The 16,123-nt window shown below is 30.9% G+C and carries 21 protein-coding genes; all 21 read right to left on the bottom strand.

Features of this window, described 5'->3' with window-relative positions; genetic code table 11:
• Window positions 1-60: 60 nt before the first annotated feature.
• Entirely contained in the window at window positions 61-354 is a 294-nt protein-coding gene (locus PF569_08170) for a hypothetical protein (protein ID MDA3856207.1), read from the bottom strand.
• 51 nt (window positions 355-405) lie between these two features.
• Window positions 406-768, bottom strand: a complete 363-nt coding sequence (locus tag PF569_08175; GenBank protein MDA3856208.1) for a hypothetical protein — start codon at window positions 766-768, stop codon at window positions 406-408.
• A 64-nt stretch (window positions 769-832) separates the two neighbouring features.
• Window positions 833-2,563, bottom strand: a complete 1,731-nt coding sequence (locus tag PF569_08180) for a hypothetical protein (protein MDA3856209.1) — start codon at window positions 2,561-2,563, stop codon at window positions 833-835.
• 5 nt (window positions 2,564-2,568) lie between these two features.
• Entirely contained in the window at window positions 2,569-2,862 is a 294-nt protein-coding gene (locus tag PF569_08185; protein ID MDA3856210.1) for a hypothetical protein, read from the bottom strand.
• 69 nt (window positions 2,863-2,931) lie between these two features.
• Window positions 2,932-3,528 (bottom strand): hypothetical protein, encoded by a 597-nt coding sequence (locus tag PF569_08190; protein MDA3856211.1) that lies wholly within the window; start codon window positions 3,526-3,528, stop codon window positions 2,932-2,934.
• 10 nt (window positions 3,529-3,538) lie between these two features.
• The gene (locus PF569_08195) at window positions 3,539-4,276 is read right to left on the bottom strand and encodes a hypothetical protein (protein ID MDA3856212.1); all 738 of its coding nucleotides are present in this window, start codon (window positions 4,274-4,276) and stop codon (window positions 3,539-3,541) included.
• Window positions 4,276-5,331: a hypothetical protein gene (locus PF569_08200; GenBank protein ID MDA3856213.1), complete on the bottom strand. Its 1,056-nt coding sequence runs from the start codon at window positions 5,329-5,331 to the stop codon at window positions 4,276-4,278. The genes PF569_08195 and PF569_08200 overlap by 1 nt, the downstream gene beginning before the upstream one ends.
• A gap of 18 nt (window positions 5,332-5,349) precedes the next feature.
• Window positions 5,350-5,835 (bottom strand): hypothetical protein, encoded by a 486-nt coding sequence (locus PF569_08205; GenBank protein MDA3856214.1) that lies wholly within the window; start codon window positions 5,833-5,835, stop codon window positions 5,350-5,352.
• Window positions 5,836-5,922: 87 nt separating this feature from the next.
• Window positions 5,923-7,578 (bottom strand): DUF4942 domain-containing protein, encoded by a 1,656-nt coding sequence (locus tag PF569_08210; protein MDA3856215.1) that lies wholly within the window; start codon window positions 7,576-7,578, stop codon window positions 5,923-5,925.
• 56 nt (window positions 7,579-7,634) lie between these two features.
• Window positions 7,635-8,192, bottom strand: a complete 558-nt coding sequence (locus PF569_08215; GenBank protein ID MDA3856216.1) for a hypothetical protein — start codon at window positions 8,190-8,192, stop codon at window positions 7,635-7,637.
• 209 nt (window positions 8,193-8,401) lie between these two features.
• Window positions 8,402-8,674, bottom strand: coding sequence for a hypothetical protein (locus PF569_08220; protein MDA3856217.1), 273 nt, complete (start codon window positions 8,672-8,674; stop codon window positions 8,402-8,404).
• A 120-nt stretch (window positions 8,675-8,794) separates the two neighbouring features.
• Window positions 8,795-9,184, bottom strand: coding sequence for a hypothetical protein (locus tag PF569_08225; GenBank protein ID MDA3856218.1), 390 nt, complete (start codon window positions 9,182-9,184; stop codon window positions 8,795-8,797).
• 1 nt (window position 9,185) lies between these two features.
• Window positions 9,186-9,950: a hypothetical protein gene (locus tag PF569_08230; GenBank protein ID MDA3856219.1), complete on the bottom strand. Its 765-nt coding sequence runs from the start codon at window positions 9,948-9,950 to the stop codon at window positions 9,186-9,188.
• A 26-nt stretch (window positions 9,951-9,976) separates the two neighbouring features.
• The gene (locus PF569_08235) at window positions 9,977-10,414 is read right to left on the bottom strand and encodes a hypothetical protein (protein ID MDA3856220.1); all 438 of its coding nucleotides are present in this window, start codon (window positions 10,412-10,414) and stop codon (window positions 9,977-9,979) included.
• Window positions 10,404-10,673 carry a hypothetical protein gene (locus PF569_08240; GenBank protein ID MDA3856221.1) on the bottom strand — a complete coding sequence of 90 codons (270 nt, stop codon included), beginning with the start codon at window positions 10,671-10,673 and terminating at the stop codon, window positions 10,404-10,406. Before PF569_08240 ends, PF569_08235 begins: the two co-directional genes overlap by 11 nt.
• Window positions 10,674-10,709: 36 nt before the next feature.
• Entirely contained in the window at window positions 10,710-11,477 is a 768-nt protein-coding gene (locus PF569_08245) for a hypothetical protein (protein ID MDA3856222.1), read from the bottom strand.
• A 66-nt stretch (window positions 11,478-11,543) separates the two neighbouring features.
• Window positions 11,544-12,233 (bottom strand): hypothetical protein, encoded by a 690-nt coding sequence (locus tag PF569_08250; GenBank protein ID MDA3856223.1) that lies wholly within the window; start codon window positions 12,231-12,233, stop codon window positions 11,544-11,546.
• A gap of 5 nt (window positions 12,234-12,238) precedes the next feature.
• On the bottom strand, window positions 12,239-12,997 hold the full coding sequence (locus PF569_08255) for a hypothetical protein (GenBank protein MDA3856224.1): 759 nt from the start codon (window positions 12,995-12,997) through the stop codon (window positions 12,239-12,241).
• 53 nt (window positions 12,998-13,050) lie between these two features.
• Complete coding sequence (locus tag PF569_08260; GenBank protein MDA3856225.1) at window positions 13,051-13,932, bottom strand: HNH endonuclease; 882 nt, start codon at window positions 13,930-13,932, stop codon at window positions 13,051-13,053.
• A 163-nt stretch (window positions 13,933-14,095) separates the two neighbouring features.
• Window positions 14,096-15,538, bottom strand: coding sequence for a hypothetical protein (locus PF569_08265; GenBank protein ID MDA3856226.1), 1,443 nt, complete (start codon window positions 15,536-15,538; stop codon window positions 14,096-14,098).
• A 273-nt stretch (window positions 15,539-15,811) separates the two neighbouring features.
• The coding region (locus tag PF569_08270; GenBank protein ID MDA3856227.1) for a hypothetical protein at window positions 15,812-16,123 on the bottom strand (312 nt) is incomplete at its 5' end.

Here is a 16,123-nt window from a genome sequence, read left to right on the forward strand (position 1 = left end):
TCTAGTAATATAGTACTAATCTACTAAATAGATTACCCCCTATTTGAAACTTATTTTTAATTACTTTTCATTATAGTTTTTTAATTCTTCATTAATTTTCATAATTATTTGAGCTTTTCCAAATACTACTAAAGTCTCTGTTTTCTCAATAGCATTTTTAATCTTCTCTAAAGTGTCTTTTTCGACATCAATAGCTTTCCCATTATATAGACTTTGGGCTAGTACATAAGCCTTTACAGTATCTAGTTCTGATTTTTCAGATCCTATTACGTTTGCTGTTAATTTAGCTATACTAGTATCTTGCATAGCTTTACCCTCTAAATTTGTTAATGGCCCGTTTAATTCAATTTTCATTATTTCCCTTTTCTCCTTATTATACTATAATAGTACTTTTATTATTTTGTCTTACTTTCTTTTAGTTTTATTCTTAGTTTTCGTTACTTTATCTATCATCTTCTCTATACTGTCATAGAATCTAAATCCTAATAGTACATAGAATAGAGTTCCTATTGCTGTATAAATTCCTATATTCCATATTTGTTGATATAAATCAGCTGAAGGATTAACGAAAAGGAAATAGTACAGTGTGGCACCTAATAAAGTGATGAAACCTAAAACGTTTTTGCTCGTATCACTTTTTAAAACATTAAGCATTCTACCCCATACATAAACATGAGCTAAAGAAATTAGAAATGTTATGAAAGGTATTGTACAAAAAGATAATATCTTAAGTAGTTGTGGTTTAAATTCTATTAGTAAATCTTGCATTATTTCTCCTTGTACTTTATGAAAGCTGACACTGTATTATTTAGTGCCAGTTACTTATTTTATATTAAACGTATGCGATTTCATGCTCAGTTCCTGCCCCGTCCTGAAAATATAGGTTATTATCTGCTTTAGTGTATATTTTACCTTCGTTTGCTACGGCTGTTGGCGTTGTTAGCTGCTCTGTTAATCCTAAAGCTCCTGTAATAGTAGTAGCTTTTAACGAAGTTACCCCTGCTGATTGGATTATGTTTCCTGCTACAGTTAACCCTGTCAAAGTTCCAAGGCTTGTTATATTGGGCTGTGCTACTGCTACGCTCAAAGGACTAACTGCCGTGCCATTTCCTGTTAAAGTTGTATCAACTGCAACGCTAGATAAAAATGCACCTGTTAATAGTGATTGACTTGTCTTAGTTCCTGTAATCTTTTCGGCTGATGTTATGCTCCAATTCCCGCCGATATATCTGATAATAACTTTATTGATAAAAACAAATTCAGGGGATAATAATGATAAGTCTCCTAGGTTTACATTAGACGGAGATAACGCTTGTATCTGTGATAATGTTCCTGCCGTTTGACCTTGCACCCATATAAATCTAAACTTTTGACTTTCGGCATCAGATGTTGTTGGAATAGCTATTTGCCATAATGCCATATAATTGCTAACAGGTAATAAAGTTTGTTGCCATGCTCCACCCGTAAATTGATTATAATATGGTTGATTTACTAATACTGGAACTATTGCAGTTTGATCTATTTGAAAAGTGGAAGTTGCTCCAGCACCTGCATTATAAAATTGAGTATATACGCTACTGTTATTTGTTGCATTAACTGTTTTAATATCTTCATCGTAGATTGTGCAAGCTGAAACAACTGGATTTTTTAAAGTTGTACTGTCTAAAGTATAACCTGATAAATCCCCACCTGCATCTAAATAAGTTCCTATTGTTTTATGTAGTTCTAAATGTGTTGTATATGGCATAAGTCCGTGACATTCTCTTAATCCGAAATTTACCCCATCAACATAAGTATAAGCTATTTGTAATAAATCAAAAGTCCACGGGGTATTTGACCAAACAAAGGAAGTGCCATCATAATATAAAAAGTATGCTCCGCTTGCTACATCGTGAGCCGTGGAAGTCCATCCACTAACTAACTCAGGAACTAATTTACCTTTAAAATATGCTTCTGTCATTGTTGTAATTGTTACTGTTCTAGCTGTAGAGTCGTAATTAATAACTAAGTTTTCAGGCTCAAAGAATCCAGTAGGGTCTTTTGTTATAGTTGTAATATTTTTTAATTCGTCAATACCTTCTTTGACATTTAAAGCATCCATATTTGTATTACCATAAGTAACTCTATCGGCTGTATTAATCTCGGATTGATCTATAACGTTATTTAAGGTGATATTACCTAAATCAATACCCTTAATCTGTATCTGATATATTAAAGCGACTGGATAAGCGTCTGGAGTTCCTGAAAATGTATAAGCCCCAGCGATATCAAGAGTACTAGCGATAGCAATCCCACTAGAATCAACAGCGACTTTGTTAATAGGCTTAGTACCCGTCGTGTCAACTTGGAAGATAAGGCAGTCTCCTGCATCTTCGTATTGATCCAAGATGATTGTGCTGTCCGTTGGTTTTGTAATGCTTCCCGTTGTTCCTGACTCAATGAGTTCAAAGATTTCGACTTCATATATTATACCCTCTAAATGTTCGATTCTTAATTCTACAGAGGAGTTTACACCTCCTGCTGAGCCTATTCCTATTTCTATTATATTTGATCTATCTATCATACTAATTAAGCCTCCACTGTTATTTCTGCATCAGTTTTCACAGTCCAAACATAGATATCTCTTAGAGTTACTCCATCTGATACTTTTACAGCAGGGGTGTGAACCTTCCATATAGGTTGGCCTTCTAAAGTTGGCGGGGCTGTTGATCCTGCTACTAGATAGGTGAGATAAACTTCTTGCTCTTCAGCATTTCTATTCTTTACAATTCCTACATTTACACTTGAGTGAGTTTTTACCCATTGTGAGTGAGAAATAGTTATGTCTGCTGGATTAGATCCTATTGTTAAAGGTAACGCCATATAGATTTAGTCTCCTTACTATTACATCTTTGTTATAGTATAATAGTATGAAGAGTCGAGATAGATTATTTATGCTTTTTGATATTTATAAGGTAGAAAATTCTTCACTACTTGAAATACTAGTCCTGTAGACTCTTGTATAAACTTTCTAGGATTCTTAGTATCTCTAGTAAGGGTGTTTTTAAGCTCTGGATAGTCTACATCTAACATAAAAAATGCATCTTCTAGCATATCTATTTGTAATGTATATTTAGATAAATTAGTAAGCTCTTTAGTCAATATAGCGTTTTCACTCTCAGATCTACCTTGCTTCCTATCATTTGAAGTCAAAAATCTCATGTCTACAAAAGGTACTACTCTATACTTATCTGAAACACTATCACCATCTATTGATATTCTTATATCTCCCCAAGGCATAAACTCTGAATCACCATTAGATAAATTATAGTCTCTTGTTAGTGATATATAAGGATACATAATTCCAGATATTTCCATTTCTGTATTTCTAGGAGCTAACAGTGAATTACTGGTTAGGATAGCTTTAAGTGTTTTGAGCTTCGTAAAATGATAGGATGTGCCTACTTGTTTAGCCTCATTAATTATACTAATATTAGTTCCTTTTTTAATTATTCTTCCTTCTATAAAGTGGTCTTTTGTTAATTTCATTTTATTCTCCTTATGTAAAATATTGAGTTATTAGCTCTTGAGGACTTAAAGTATCTTTATCTCCTAGCTCACCCATATATCCTGTTTTTGTTGATAGAAACTCAAGAATTACTTCATCTGTTATTGAAACATTCTCTGTACCATCTGTAGTTAGAGCTAGAGTATCAAAACTAATTCCACTAATCTCTAGTACATGGATATTATTACTTTTTAACCAGTCATTCTCAGAGGAAGAGTATAAATCTTGATCTAAGTTAAAGTTTGAATAGTTTAGAAAAGCAGAAACAGGAAAAGTTACATCATTATCATCTATATCTTTCATAGTTAATTGAGGATATAGAATGGTTTCATTTGAGTTGTCTAGGATCAATCTATTGTATGCATATAAAGCATCGTCAAACCTCTCATAAAAGAAGTTCAAAGAGTACTGTACTTTAATAGGAGCTACTCTAACCTTCTTACCTGTTCCCTCTAAGTATATTCCTGAGATATTAGCTTCATTAGAAAAATAATTATTTCTACTTGTATTAGAATCTATATTAGTTACTGCATATTGCATAAATGGAAAGTTTAAACTAGTTGCTTTAGGATTACTTTTAGCTCTTTCTCTAAAACAAAAATCTTTCTTAGCATAGACAATTCTATCTAGTTCACTGTTTAATCCTAACTCAGCAAAATGCTCTTCTAATTTTATATTTAAAGCATATACTACATTTAAGAAGTTGGTTGTATCTAAAAATGATGGCATTATACTAGCCCCCTAGATTTTAACTTAGTTCCTAGCATTTGAGCCATGATTTGACTGAAAAAAGATATCTGTTGTATAATTCCATAGAGATGTTTTGATAACATAAACTCTCCTTTAAAGGTTTTTGGCATCCACTGTTTTGATGGAATACTAGTAGGAAATATACTTAAGTCTAATTGACTACAGATATAGTTATAACCTTGATATTGATAGGCTGGAGAGTTTGAGAATATTTGACAATCAAAATTTTCTATTAAATAAGCTATATCTTTTTTACTTACCTTACCTTCAGGAGTTGTTTTTAAATATTCTACAAACTCTTTTAGTCCTAAAAACTTGATCTGGACTTCGTAAAGTTTGGATTTGTTACTCTTTATACTGAGATTATCTGTAGAAACTTCACCTTTAGGATCATCATAGTTATAGCCTCTTTCTTTAGAAAACTTAGTTTGTCCTTCTGTACTCTCACTAAGAAATGTAAAAGTAAAACTATCATCACCTTCTGATATTGTACAATCCACAATTTTTGAAGACCTATTTTCTAGATAACCAGCTTTGTTTCTATCTTTTCTCCAATCTAAAGTACTAGGTGATATAGCTGAAGTTTTAGCATCCTTTAAGTCTTTTAAGGTAATCTCGTTTATCTTACCTACGTAGTGCTTAAATAAAGGTGCTACAAGCGTTCCATGCTCATAGTAGTGTATAGATTCAACTTTGTTTAAAAAGTCATTTGTACTGGCTCCTATAAGCTTAGACTCATATTTTTTAGTCATTGCTGACATAGCAATATCATAAACTAAAATCATACCAGTATTTACATTATGATTACTTCTCTCTATATCAAAAGGTGCTGATAATCGAAGTTCTTTATCTCTTCTATAAAAAGCTATGTTAGAATACCTTTTCATATACTGTGATGATATAGGCATATTTTTTCTAACACTATCATATAGCACAATTAGAGTGTCTGGAGAGCTTCCTACCACATAGCTTATGTATACATGAGGAGAGTCTTCTAGACCTAAGTCTTTTTTTAATTTCATTCCAGTTGTCATATTATAATAGTACTCCTTTTAATAATCTATCCAAACAGCATTTAATAAGTTATCTATAATAGGCTGTAATGCTGGTAGTCCTGTTGATATAGATAGTGTTATAGGTGCTAAAGTATACTTTATATATGTTACTTCAAGACTAGCTTTTCCTACTACGTCCACAACTTGAAGCATAAGAATTCTAAAATTACTTGATACGGTAACATCTCCTGTAGGATTAACTTTAATCTTTTGTAATATAATATCACCTTTATTCAAATTGTTTGCAAATTTGAACCACCCTTCTATCGGGAGAAGTTCGTAAGTGTGAACAGTCAAAGAGTTGTTTGTATTGTCTGCTGTATCAAATAAAATAGGAATCTCATTATCAGGATAACTTATTATTCCTGTAACCTTACCTGTACTTGTAACAGAAAACTCTTTGTCATGATATTTATCTTCAACAATTGAAACTCTTGTAGCCTCTATTTCAGTACCAAGAGACTCAATATGCATATCTGTCACTTTTCTAATAAAAGGACTCGTTTTTTTTGCTAATTTACTTTGAAAACTCAAGTGTAATCTCCTTTAGTATCTACTATAATAGTACAATTAACTTAATAACTTTATATTACTATTAAGTAGATAACTATTAGAATTAAAGTAGGTTATTGCTTCATCAAAGTTTATGTTCATTTCTTCACTAGCTTCTTTAGGAGACTTTATCCACCCATTAAGTTTTCCAGCTTCTATATTAAATCTTTTCATAAACTCTTGATTTAATTTATAGTGCATGTTTCCATTTTTAAAAGCCTTTATTTCAGCTAGTAGCTCTCCATCTTCTGTATAAAAAGATTGAGGTTTACCAGATTCCCATTCTCTGTTTCTTGAATCTTCTTTATTAGTAAATCCTAGATTATTGGCTATAGTAAAAATATCTGATATTACAGTATGACTTCTTAAACTTAAATTTCCTACTTGTTCAAAGCTATATCCTGTATGTATCCCACCAAAACCTTCTAGTACACATCTATAATCTAATTTGTAGTGGTGAGCTTTATCTTTAGTATCTCTTATTGAGTTTGACCTCCAAGTATCATCTACCATATGAACATTAGATTTATATCCTACTATATTTTTAGTCTCAGTCAAGTCTTTATATAAATTAAGTAGTTGACTATCAATATATTTATTAGCATTTTTAATAGCCCAAAGGATAATTGAATATATATTTTCATGTGTAAAGTCTACAGAAGTATTTCTTAATAAAGTTGATAGTAGTAAATCCCTAGACTTTGAAGTTAATCTATTTGTAATAGCTTCTAAATTGTCAAATAATTCTTTCCAATATATATTTTTAAGACCTTGTATCTTAGTTTTAAGTCCTTCTTTTAAAGATGGAATGTTTATGTTTAACTCTTCTAATAAACTAGAGTCTAAAGTCTCTACAGCTTTGTAGTTACTAATTAAGTTATCTAGTTCTTCACTATAGAATGTAACAAGATTATCTATAATCTTAGCTTTATTAGTTAAAGTGTTTTTACGCTCTTCTTTTTTTTCTTTAATTACTTCTTTAGGCTCTTTTTCTTGAATATGAAAGTTTTCATTAAACCATAGCTCGAAAGGATCAACTGTTACACTAGAATTATAGGAACGGTTATTTCTAAACTTACTAATATTAAAACTAATTTTCACAATATCTACTTTTGCTCTGGCTTTTCTGTATATAGAATCTTCAAATGAAAAGTTTCCTAATATTTCATAGGTTGCTCTTCTTTGGTCTAATAAAGAAGTTATCTCTTCAGAATTATTCCATCTCTCAGGAATTATAAGATACATTGTATTACAGTTTGACTCTCTTATTAGTTTCATAGTCCAAGATTTAAAATCAGAATATGGAGGATTAGAGAAATATACATCCATCTTTTTATCTATAAATGTTTGTTGATAAAAGTCTGTTCCTATAATAAATAAGTCTTTATCCATTGAGTTTATTAAGACTTGTGATTTTTCAATTGCATATAAAGTAGAGCTTATATAGTCATTTTGATAAGTTCCATACTTTCCATCTATTTTTTCTTTTATAGAGTTTAAAGACGAGCCATTGCCAGCTCCAATATCTAATATTGATAAGTTAGATGATTTATGTGATTCTTCCTTAATTATTTCTTTACATATTACATCTAGCATTTTTGGGTCAGTAGGATAAAATTCAAAGTCCTCATTGGCTTCTTTTACTTCTGCTAGTGTTTTATTAAAATTGTTCATTTATAGTCTCCTTATTTATTATTTAATCCTATATTAAGGAGACTCTTTTGTCAATACTAGTCTTTTAGTTTTCTTCTTTTAGATTGCTCAGTTTCACCATTAGCTCTAGATTGTACACTCAAAGATTTTAGTTCACTTCTCATATTATAGGATAAGTTGGAAAGCATATTATCCTGTTTCTTCCAAAATGAGGCTAGATTATGGATATAGTCTATTTTAAGTTCAGTATTCTCCATAGCTTCTGTAAACTCATAGTATTTGTCTGCATGATAAGTTTTAACAGCCATTTCTATTTCTTTAACTGCTATTTGTTTCTTAGAAGTTGACTCGTTATTTAGTCTAGTTCTAACTTCCATGAATGTTCTAGAGTTCCACTTATCAAAGTCTCTTTTAACTTCTTTTAAATAACCTCTTAATCTCGCCTCTTCTGATACTAGTGTTGCACTATGACTTCCATACTCTGCTATTGCTCTATTTAGATAAGAGGGTAGTATCATATCGTGTTTATCTACTAATTTAACCTGTCGTTTATACTCATCAATAAACTCGATCACGTAATTTACATAGACCTCTGCTGATGTTAGTTTTTGTACTATATCATTATCTTCACTCACTTCTTTTCTCCCTTAATATTAGTATACTAAAAAAGCTAAGATCTTTCAACCTTAGCCTTCTTAAGTTTATTGAGCCTTATTTTGATTAAGGTGTTGATCCGCTCTAGCAACACAAGAAGCCTACTATCTAAAGCACCCTTGATCTTTTAGAGACTTAACAACCTTGGTCTTTAAAGTTTCCATTTAAAGCTGGATACACTTAATATCTACTAAATATTTCTATTAGCAACTATTACTACTACATCATCTGCTGTAACAGCATAAGTAGCCCCATCAGCTATTGATATTTGTCCTGCTTCTGGAAATGTGATAACAGCATCGCCTGTAACATCTACTCCAGCTCTTAAAACTTGAACAACTCCTGCTAAGTCATAGCTAACTTGAAAGTCAATTATGATTTCTCCATCTGTAGCATCTTGAGCTACCGCTGTGTATTTTTTCCCGTAGGATACGCCATTTGAGCAACGTGTTAATACTGTCATAACTTTTATTCTCCTTGTACATTATTTGTACTATTTTTGTTTATATAAAATCTAGTATATTAAGGCTAGATTTACCTTCTTTTCAATTTCGCACTTAAGGTAGCGTATCACCTTGTTTTTCTATTTTCCAGAATACATTAAAATGTTTAGTATATCCTCATCTGAAACATTATCTTTAAAATCTCTTACTTTTCCACCCTCTCTCTCAATATTAGTATCAAGTATAGATCCATTCTTAGTAGTTACAGTAGCCTCTCCATTACCTTCAAAAGATATGTAGATATAAAGTAGATTACCTTGAGACATGTGGTCTACCATAGTAATATCATTCTTTAACATTCTTTTTACTAAAGAATTTTTATTCATAGTTCGAGTATCACCAAAAGGCTTTACTTTAGAGTCCCTATTGCTATCATCACCTTGGAAACCATAGTTTATTTCTTTTATTGATATGTTGGTACCTTTCTTAACTATTTCGCCTTCGATTAAAGTATCTTTTGTTAATTTCATATTACTCTACTCCCTCGTTATCATTAGAGTCTATAGCTGTCTCAGCATCTATAATTTCCTGCTTATCATCGGTTGTTCCATAAGCATTACTCCCATCCTGTGCATAAGAAGCTCCATAGCCGTTTGTTCCAGATAGATCACCATCTTTATCAGCATACTCTTTTCTCTTACCTTTAAAGTCTTTAGTATTACGATTGATTATAGATTGTGAATATGATTCTTCTTCCTCTAAATCATACTTATTGATAAGTTCATCTAAAGGCATATCACTCTCAAGATATTCTCTAATTTTTGTTTTATTCTTCATATTGCTATTCATACTGTTTTTATTAGTTGACTCTGTTATTCCTAGTCCTGTCATAACATCAAAAACTAAGTTATCAAATAACCGAGCTTCACCTACATTTCTTCCATTCTTTAGTAAAATCCATGTATTTCCTACATCCTTTATTTTATATCCACCTACATTTTTACCACTTCTTAATTCTTGTGATATGGAATTAAAATCATATGCCATCTCTTGAACTCTATTCATACTGTTTCCTTTCTTTACACTTTCTCTATGATTTTGATCTGTTATCGTTTGTAACACATCCTGATAGTTATCCATTAACTCTTTTGGGAATTGTGCTTCTAAAGCATTTTGAGGAACATCTCCAGAAAGTTTTCTAGTAATATCCATCGCTTCCATATAGAGCTTCTTAGCTTTCTTATCATCGTTAATTCCATACTGTCTAGCAATACTTCTATAATCAAATCCTACCATACTCATAATTTTATCTTCCTTCTACTCTATAATTTATCTATTAAATAAACTTCAATAAGTCTATTCTTTTTTAAGCCTTTTAACTCCTCAGTAGTAAAACCTTTTTTTAATAATGACTCTACTATATCAGATTTAAGTGTACTCTTTAACTCTTTTTCTGTTAAATTATCTTTATCCACTATCTCAACTTTTTTAGTTTTGGTAGTAGTCTCTTTTTCAATTTCTTTAGGCGTTTCTTTTAACACCCTTTTTTTAATTTCTTTTGGCTCTTCAGTTTTTAGTTTTCTTTTAGTAACTTTAACTGGTTTTTCACCCCCTATTTCTACAGTCTTTGATAAAGAGTTTCTAATAAAATCTTGTACTACTTTATCTTCTATAGTAGTAAAATCAGTTTTATTCAAGATAATACCTGTTTTTAACTTTTGAGTAGGCCAAGGAGCGTTGTCTCTTAATTTAGCTTTCATTATTTTTACTCTCCTCTTCTACTATTTCTTCATAAACACTAAACTCTTCTTTTGTAAGAATGTATTTATTAACTTTTAAAGGTAAACTATCTGTAGTTTTAAAACATATAGTATACTCTTCTCCTTCCTCTTCTAAATCAACATACTCAAAAAACCATAATTTATTATCTTGGTTATAGTATAATGATGTTTGCCCATCTAATACAAACTCTAATAAGTTTATATTTTCTACTGTTATATCGTTTAAATCTTCCCTCATACTATAATAGTACTTTTATAAGGGAAGTTATTTTATTTACATAGCAGTATATACAGCATCTCTAGTTTCTTTTCCTGATAACTTCTCTATAATTTCTAACATACTATTTGTTAGTTGGTATCTATAGGTAGCTACATCATTAGGTATATATCCTTCTAAGTCTTGTATATCTTTTATTTTCGTAAATAAATCATAATACTTAGTCATACCAAACTCTTCAGCAACTAATAGTCTAGCTTCTATGTGATTATTTCTATCAGTTAAGTCTTGTACTTCATATACTAAGTTTTCTATGTCAGCATTAGAATTAAAAGCCTCTTCTATTTTAGGATCTGTTTCCTTGGTATTAGTAGCTTCTTCTATCACTACCTTAGTACCTTTAGATATTGATTTTCCCTCTATCAGAGTATCTTTAGTTAAAGTTTTTTCTATCTGTTTTTTACTTCTCTTAGAACTTTCATACATATCATCATCATATCCTAAATCATAATCATTATAGATTCCAGTTATTAGATATTTGGCTACTTTGTCACTAAGATATTGAAATAGCTCTTTAAAAAGACTTTCAGCACCTATAGACATCTCTAGAGTTTCTATAGCATCAAATACATCTCTTCTGTCACTAATAGGCCCTAGTTCTATATCAAAGTCTTTAGCTACTTCTGGTAAATGCTCTTCAGCATCTTGAGTACTAATTCCTTTTTCCCATTCTCTAATAGCTGTATCATAACCTAGACTATCTTCAATAGCCTCTATTTTATCATCATATCTTGAACTAGCTTCTTTTACTCTTTGTTTTATCATTATATAAATCTCCTTTAAGTTCTATATCATTATACTATTATAGTATCAATTATGTAAATAGGTTATTTAATCTCTTTTAATTAAACCTTTTTTTAATAGGTGTTCTACTACTCTTAAGTCATGTTTACCAAAAAAAGGCATTCCATCCCCATATTTTTCTTTATTCCAAGCTATACCGAATAAGTTCCCTGATCTATAAGCGTTCCCTTGAGTTCTGAAATAAGCATCTCCATTTATTCCGAAGACCTGAGATATATAATCTCCTCTATCAATATATTTTGCTTTTTTCTTATGACTAGCTACAGCTTTTTTATATTCTTTAGTGCCTTTACCATATTTTTTAACAAGCTTTTCTCTTACACTTTTATGTAGTTGCTTTATCTGATTATAGTTTATTTTAGAATCATCATCTGGATATCTTCTTTGAGAGCCTATTCTCCATTTAAAAGGAGAATTCCAGTCGAGACTTGCGAACTGAAATGTACAGTCATACTGATGTTTTACTTTTCTTTGAGTCTTAGATCCCTTCCCCTTCAATTGTACATAAGGTGAATATTGAGGATATGAAAAAGATCTTATTTCAAACTTTTTAACAGGTGTTACATTTCGATCTTTAGTATATGTTTTTATCTCTCTAACTTGAACCGTTTTTAACACATCTCGGTCCCTATATTCAAATCTTGATCTATAGTTCTTATATGTATAGAGCCATATCTGTCTTAATGTATATTTTGCTTCATCTATATTACTAGCCATTTATCTTAATTTCTCATTACCACGGCCTTGGTCTTCCCTTGCCACTTCTTAATAGTTAAGTCTTTTAGCTCTTGACCATCTGAAACTAAGTCATCCACATTGAATTGTACTGGAAACTCAGGATTAATTCTCTTGAGATTATTAGCCCAGTATAAAAGTAATTCTCCTCTACATAAGTCTAAGAACTCTCTTTTAGAGGTGTATTTAACATAGTTTACGTTATCAGAATACTTAGCAAACGTAGTTTGTACTATTCCTGGATTTTGAGAATATAAAGTAACTGTTTTATTTATAGTGTCTACATTATTATAGAATACTTGATTTTGATTAGTATAGGCATCCATTCCAAACTGTTCAGAACCTCTTATAGAGCTGAATCCATAGTCCATTCTCGAACCTAGTCCGCCTCCTCCACCTTTACTAATATTTCTAAATTGCACTAAAGGATTAGATATGTTGCTACCATTATATACATTGGTTGTATCTTGAAGTTGAGCAAGCCTCACATCCTTAACATCATAGACAAATTGGTCTATAGTATCCTCTGGAAAGTCTATCACTATTCCTGTATTACCTGATGACATTTGTGTTTGAACAATTTCTTCTATAGGGAACCATCTAAAGTATTCTTGAAGACTAGGAAGAATTACTTGGGCATCTATGATAGCATCAGTCATAAGTCCAGTATCAGCTAATTCTATGTTTGGAAAACCAATTATTCCTAGTATAAACTCTCTATCTGTTTGTAATATATTAACTGCCATCGTATTTAAATCTCCTTAGTGTATAATATAATAGTACAATTTGGAGATTATACTTACTTTATGTACATTTTATATATTTCAAGGGCTTTCTTAAGAAACATATCACAAGGTCTTTTGTAGATTATATCTTCATCATATAGTATATGTGAGTCATCTATTCCATACTCTTTAAATAAATGTTTTTGAGGTGAATATTTTCCATAATATTTAACTTCAGCATTTAGTCTTACTTTTAGTGCTTCTTCTATAGGTGAGTAACTCCCTATATTTTTATTTACACCATCTATATTAATCTTAACTACATATTTATTGGATGCCTTTAAATAAGTTAAACCTATAAATCCTGTAGTATTATTCTTTTGAATAGTGTAGTTTATATTATTGAATCTTTGAGGAACACTTCTTAAGTTAGAAAGTCTGTTATTAACTTTATTTCTATCTATATGGTCTATAATTTCTCCATTTTCTGCTTTTAGTAAAAACGTATGAAGATAACCTGTTGCACCATGAGTTACACAATAACCTGTTTTTGTATTTATTCTCCAATGTTGCTTAATTACTTGCAGTAAACTCTCTTCATCTATAAAAAATTCACCTGTTATGCTACCATTGTTACTTTTAGTTAAAATAGAACAGTAACCTTCATATATTCTTATTTCGTTAGGGTGCCTTCTATTGTGCTTAGGAATTAACCCTTTATATAGCATATTTTCATAATGTTTATTGCAATAACTACTTTCCTTATATTTTATTATTTTTTTAATAGGTTTTCCACATATACAGCATACTTTAGGATTAGTAAACTTCTTACTTGTATCTGTTACAAACTTCCAGTTTTCTTGATAGTCATAAATCTCTTTTAGCCCACTATCAAGCCACCATTTAAAATCTTTTTTCTCTTTTTCTGATAAGTTTAATTCTTTTAGTTCTTTCATTGTTTATATTCCTTTTAAAAAAGCCTAACAATATACTAAGTGAACCAAACTTAATTAGAGGAATATATTCTCACTAAGTTTCTTAATATACTATTAGGCTTGATAATTCATTCTAACATATTACTAAGGTAGGTTCAATACCTCAGTACTACTATTTTACTTTTTATAAGTTTGATAGATGTATACGAGTTACCATATTACGGTTCATAATTTTATGATCCATCATCATCCCAAAACCTAAGGCATTCTTGAAGTTACTAAAAGTCAATTCATCACTTCTAATCTCACCTTTATACATTCCTACGGAAACTACCGCATCGGTTGATAAGGAGTCTTTACCTTTACCAATTAGGTAGATATCGTCAGTTGCTACTACAGCTGAAGGTGCTACATATACAGAGTATCCAGCTACATCACCATCTCTAAAGAAACCAATCTCTTCTTTATTTTGATTAACAGTATAACCTTTAAGCTTTCTTAAGTATGCTTTAGATTTAGCTCCTACAAGAAGATTAGTTCTAGCTGGGAATCTACCTAATGCATCATAAGTTTGAGTTCTAGAGTTTTCAAACTCACTAAATAACGCTTGAGCATTAGCATAGTCACTATCTGCACCTTGAGCTGAAAAGTCAGTATCAAAAGTGATAGCTGTTGCCCAACCTGCTTGTCTAGTTGCTTGTTTACAGAAGAACTCATCTTGAGACTTTCTGATTGTATCAGAAATTGAATCAAGTAAATCTTGTCTTACACTTCTACCAAGTTTAGACTCTGAAACTTCCTCAGCAAAAGTATGCCAAGATGCTTCCATTGAGTGCCACTTAGCTTTAAAGTCATAAGGAACAATATCAAGAGATAAAGTTGTAATCTCATCAAATAAAGTTTCTTGCTCTAAGTCAAAGTTGTATTGAGTTGTAAATACAAGACCTGTAGCTGGAGCTGTTCCGAAAGTATAATCGAATGCACCAGTTGTATAGTCAATAGTACCTGTGATTACAAGGTCAGTTGTTGCACTTAAATTACCATTTCCATCATCAATTGCTATGATTCCTGTTGGACCAAACACTTTAACAGAGTATGGTAATAGAGGAACTGTTGGTAATGTTCCAGTAAAGTTAGTTGTAATATTGTCACCTGTAATAGTGTCTTCTTCAAAAGAAGTAGGATATCTACCACCATCACCATAACTTTCATAGGTAGTATCACCTTCTGTTGCACCACGTTTAGTAGCTGTATATTTATTCTCAATTTTAAAGAATGAATCTTTTACAGAGTCCATTGCCCAGAAATTAAATAATTCAGGTGCGATAGAGTTACCATAGGAGAATCTAAATACCTTTACGATCTCTTGTGGAGTAACACCCATATAAGAGGATGTTTGATACTCGTTTAATCTTTTATTTAAAGATTTGTCAGTGTTCTCTAAGAACTTAACAAGAGCCATTGCATTATAGATGTTTTTATCAGCCATTTCAGCGATAACACCATTTCCTAGTTCCATACCATCTTTCTTTTCCCAAGATTCAATTAGTCTTAATCCTGCTTCTTGATAGTCGTTTTCTTGTAAAGCCATTTCAGCCTTATCTTCTGGATTCATTGATTTACTCATACCCATAATTTTATTTTCCTTTTATTCTAATATTTAAAAATCTATATATTCACATATTTAACTTTTTATAGTTACTATGTAAAATCCTATTTTCTTATAGTAATCTTTATATATTCCTTCAATAAAAGTATTTATACTTCTACAACTTCCACTCATCATTTTACTAAGTGGACTTCTACATTCTGTTCATTTTAAATCTTAGAATGTTTTGGTTTATAAAGTCTTTCTAATAACATAGTACAACTTTTCCAAAAAGGTTAAGTTGTACGTTTTTTATAGTCTACTTCGTCTATATCTCTCAACTACTGAACTAGCTGTTTTTACAGTCGCTTCAGTAACTTTAGTTGCCTCACTATCATATTTTGCTTCTACTTTTTTACCAACTGAGTTAGCTAATCTTAATACTAAGTCTTGAGCTTCTTTTAAGTTTTCACATGCAAGTATTTCAGCTCTATTTTCTCTTAGACCTTTGTTAGCCTTAACTGAATCAACATAAAAATTTCTAACTTTAGAGTTTACTGATACAGACTCTTCTTTCTTGTCTGATTTATCAGCTTTTTTCTCTTCAGCTGTCTTTTTCTTATA

The sequence above is a fragment of the Candidatus Woesearchaeota archaeon genome (genome assembly GCA_027858315.1).
Classification (GTDB): Archaea; Nanobdellota; Nanobdellia; order Woesearchaeales; family UBA583; genus UBA583.

Coding starts and splice junctions, on each gene's coding strand:
- PF569_08235 (MDA3856220.1), bottom strand. CDS start 10,414: ATGAAAGCTAAATTAAGAGACAACGCTCCTTGGCCTACTCAAAAGTTA.
- PF569_08230 (MDA3856219.1), bottom strand. CDS start 9,950: ATGGTAGGATTTGATTATAGAAGTATTGCTAGACAGTATGGAATTAAC.
- PF569_08210 (MDA3856215.1), bottom strand. CDS start 7,578: ATGAACAATTTTAATAAAACACTAGCAGAAGTAAAAGAAGCCAATGAG.
- PF569_08220 (MDA3856217.1), bottom strand. CDS start 8,674: ATGACAGTATTAACACGTTGCTCAAATGGCGTATCCTACGGGAAAAAA.
- PF569_08175 (MDA3856208.1), bottom strand. CDS start 768: ATGCAAGATTTACTAATAGAATTTAAACCACAACTACTTAAGATATTA.
- PF569_08170 (MDA3856207.1), bottom strand. CDS start 354: ATGAAAATTGAATTAAACGGGCCATTAACAAATTTAGAGGGTAAAGCT.
- PF569_08195 (MDA3856212.1), bottom strand. CDS start 4,276: ATGCCATCATTTTTAGATACAACCAACTTCTTAAATGTAGTATATGCT.
- PF569_08225 (MDA3856218.1), bottom strand. CDS start 9,184: ATGAAATTAACAAAAGATACTTTAATCGAAGGCGAAATAGTTAAGAAA.
- PF569_08255 (MDA3856224.1), bottom strand. CDS start 12,997: ATGGCAGTTAATATATTACAAACAGATAGAGAGTTTATACTAGGAATA.
- PF569_08180 (MDA3856209.1), bottom strand. CDS start 2,563: ATGATAGATAGATCAAATATAATAGAAATAGGAATAGGCTCAGCAGGA.
- PF569_08250 (MDA3856223.1), bottom strand. CDS start 12,233: ATGGCTAGTAATATAGATGAAGCAAAATATACATTAAGACAGATATGG.
- PF569_08265 (MDA3856226.1), bottom strand. CDS start 15,538: ATGAGTAAATCAATGAATCCAGAAGATAAGGCTGAAATGGCTTTACAA.
- PF569_08200 (MDA3856213.1), bottom strand. CDS start 5,331: ATGACAACTGGAATGAAATTAAAAAAAGACTTAGGTCTAGAAGACTCT.
- PF569_08240 (MDA3856221.1), bottom strand. CDS start 10,673: ATGAGGGAAGATTTAAACGATATAACAGTAGAAAATATAAACTTATTA.
- PF569_08190 (MDA3856211.1), bottom strand. CDS start 3,528: ATGAAATTAACAAAAGACCACTTTATAGAAGGAAGAATAATTAAAAAA.
- PF569_08260 (MDA3856225.1), bottom strand. CDS start 13,932: ATGAAAGAACTAAAAGAATTAAACTTATCAGAAAAAGAGAAAAAAGAT.
- PF569_08185 (MDA3856210.1), bottom strand. CDS start 2,862: ATGGCGTTACCTTTAACAATAGGATCTAATCCAGCAGACATAACTATT.
- PF569_08245 (MDA3856222.1), bottom strand. CDS start 11,477: ATGATAAAACAAAGAGTAAAAGAAGCTAGTTCAAGATATGATGATAAA.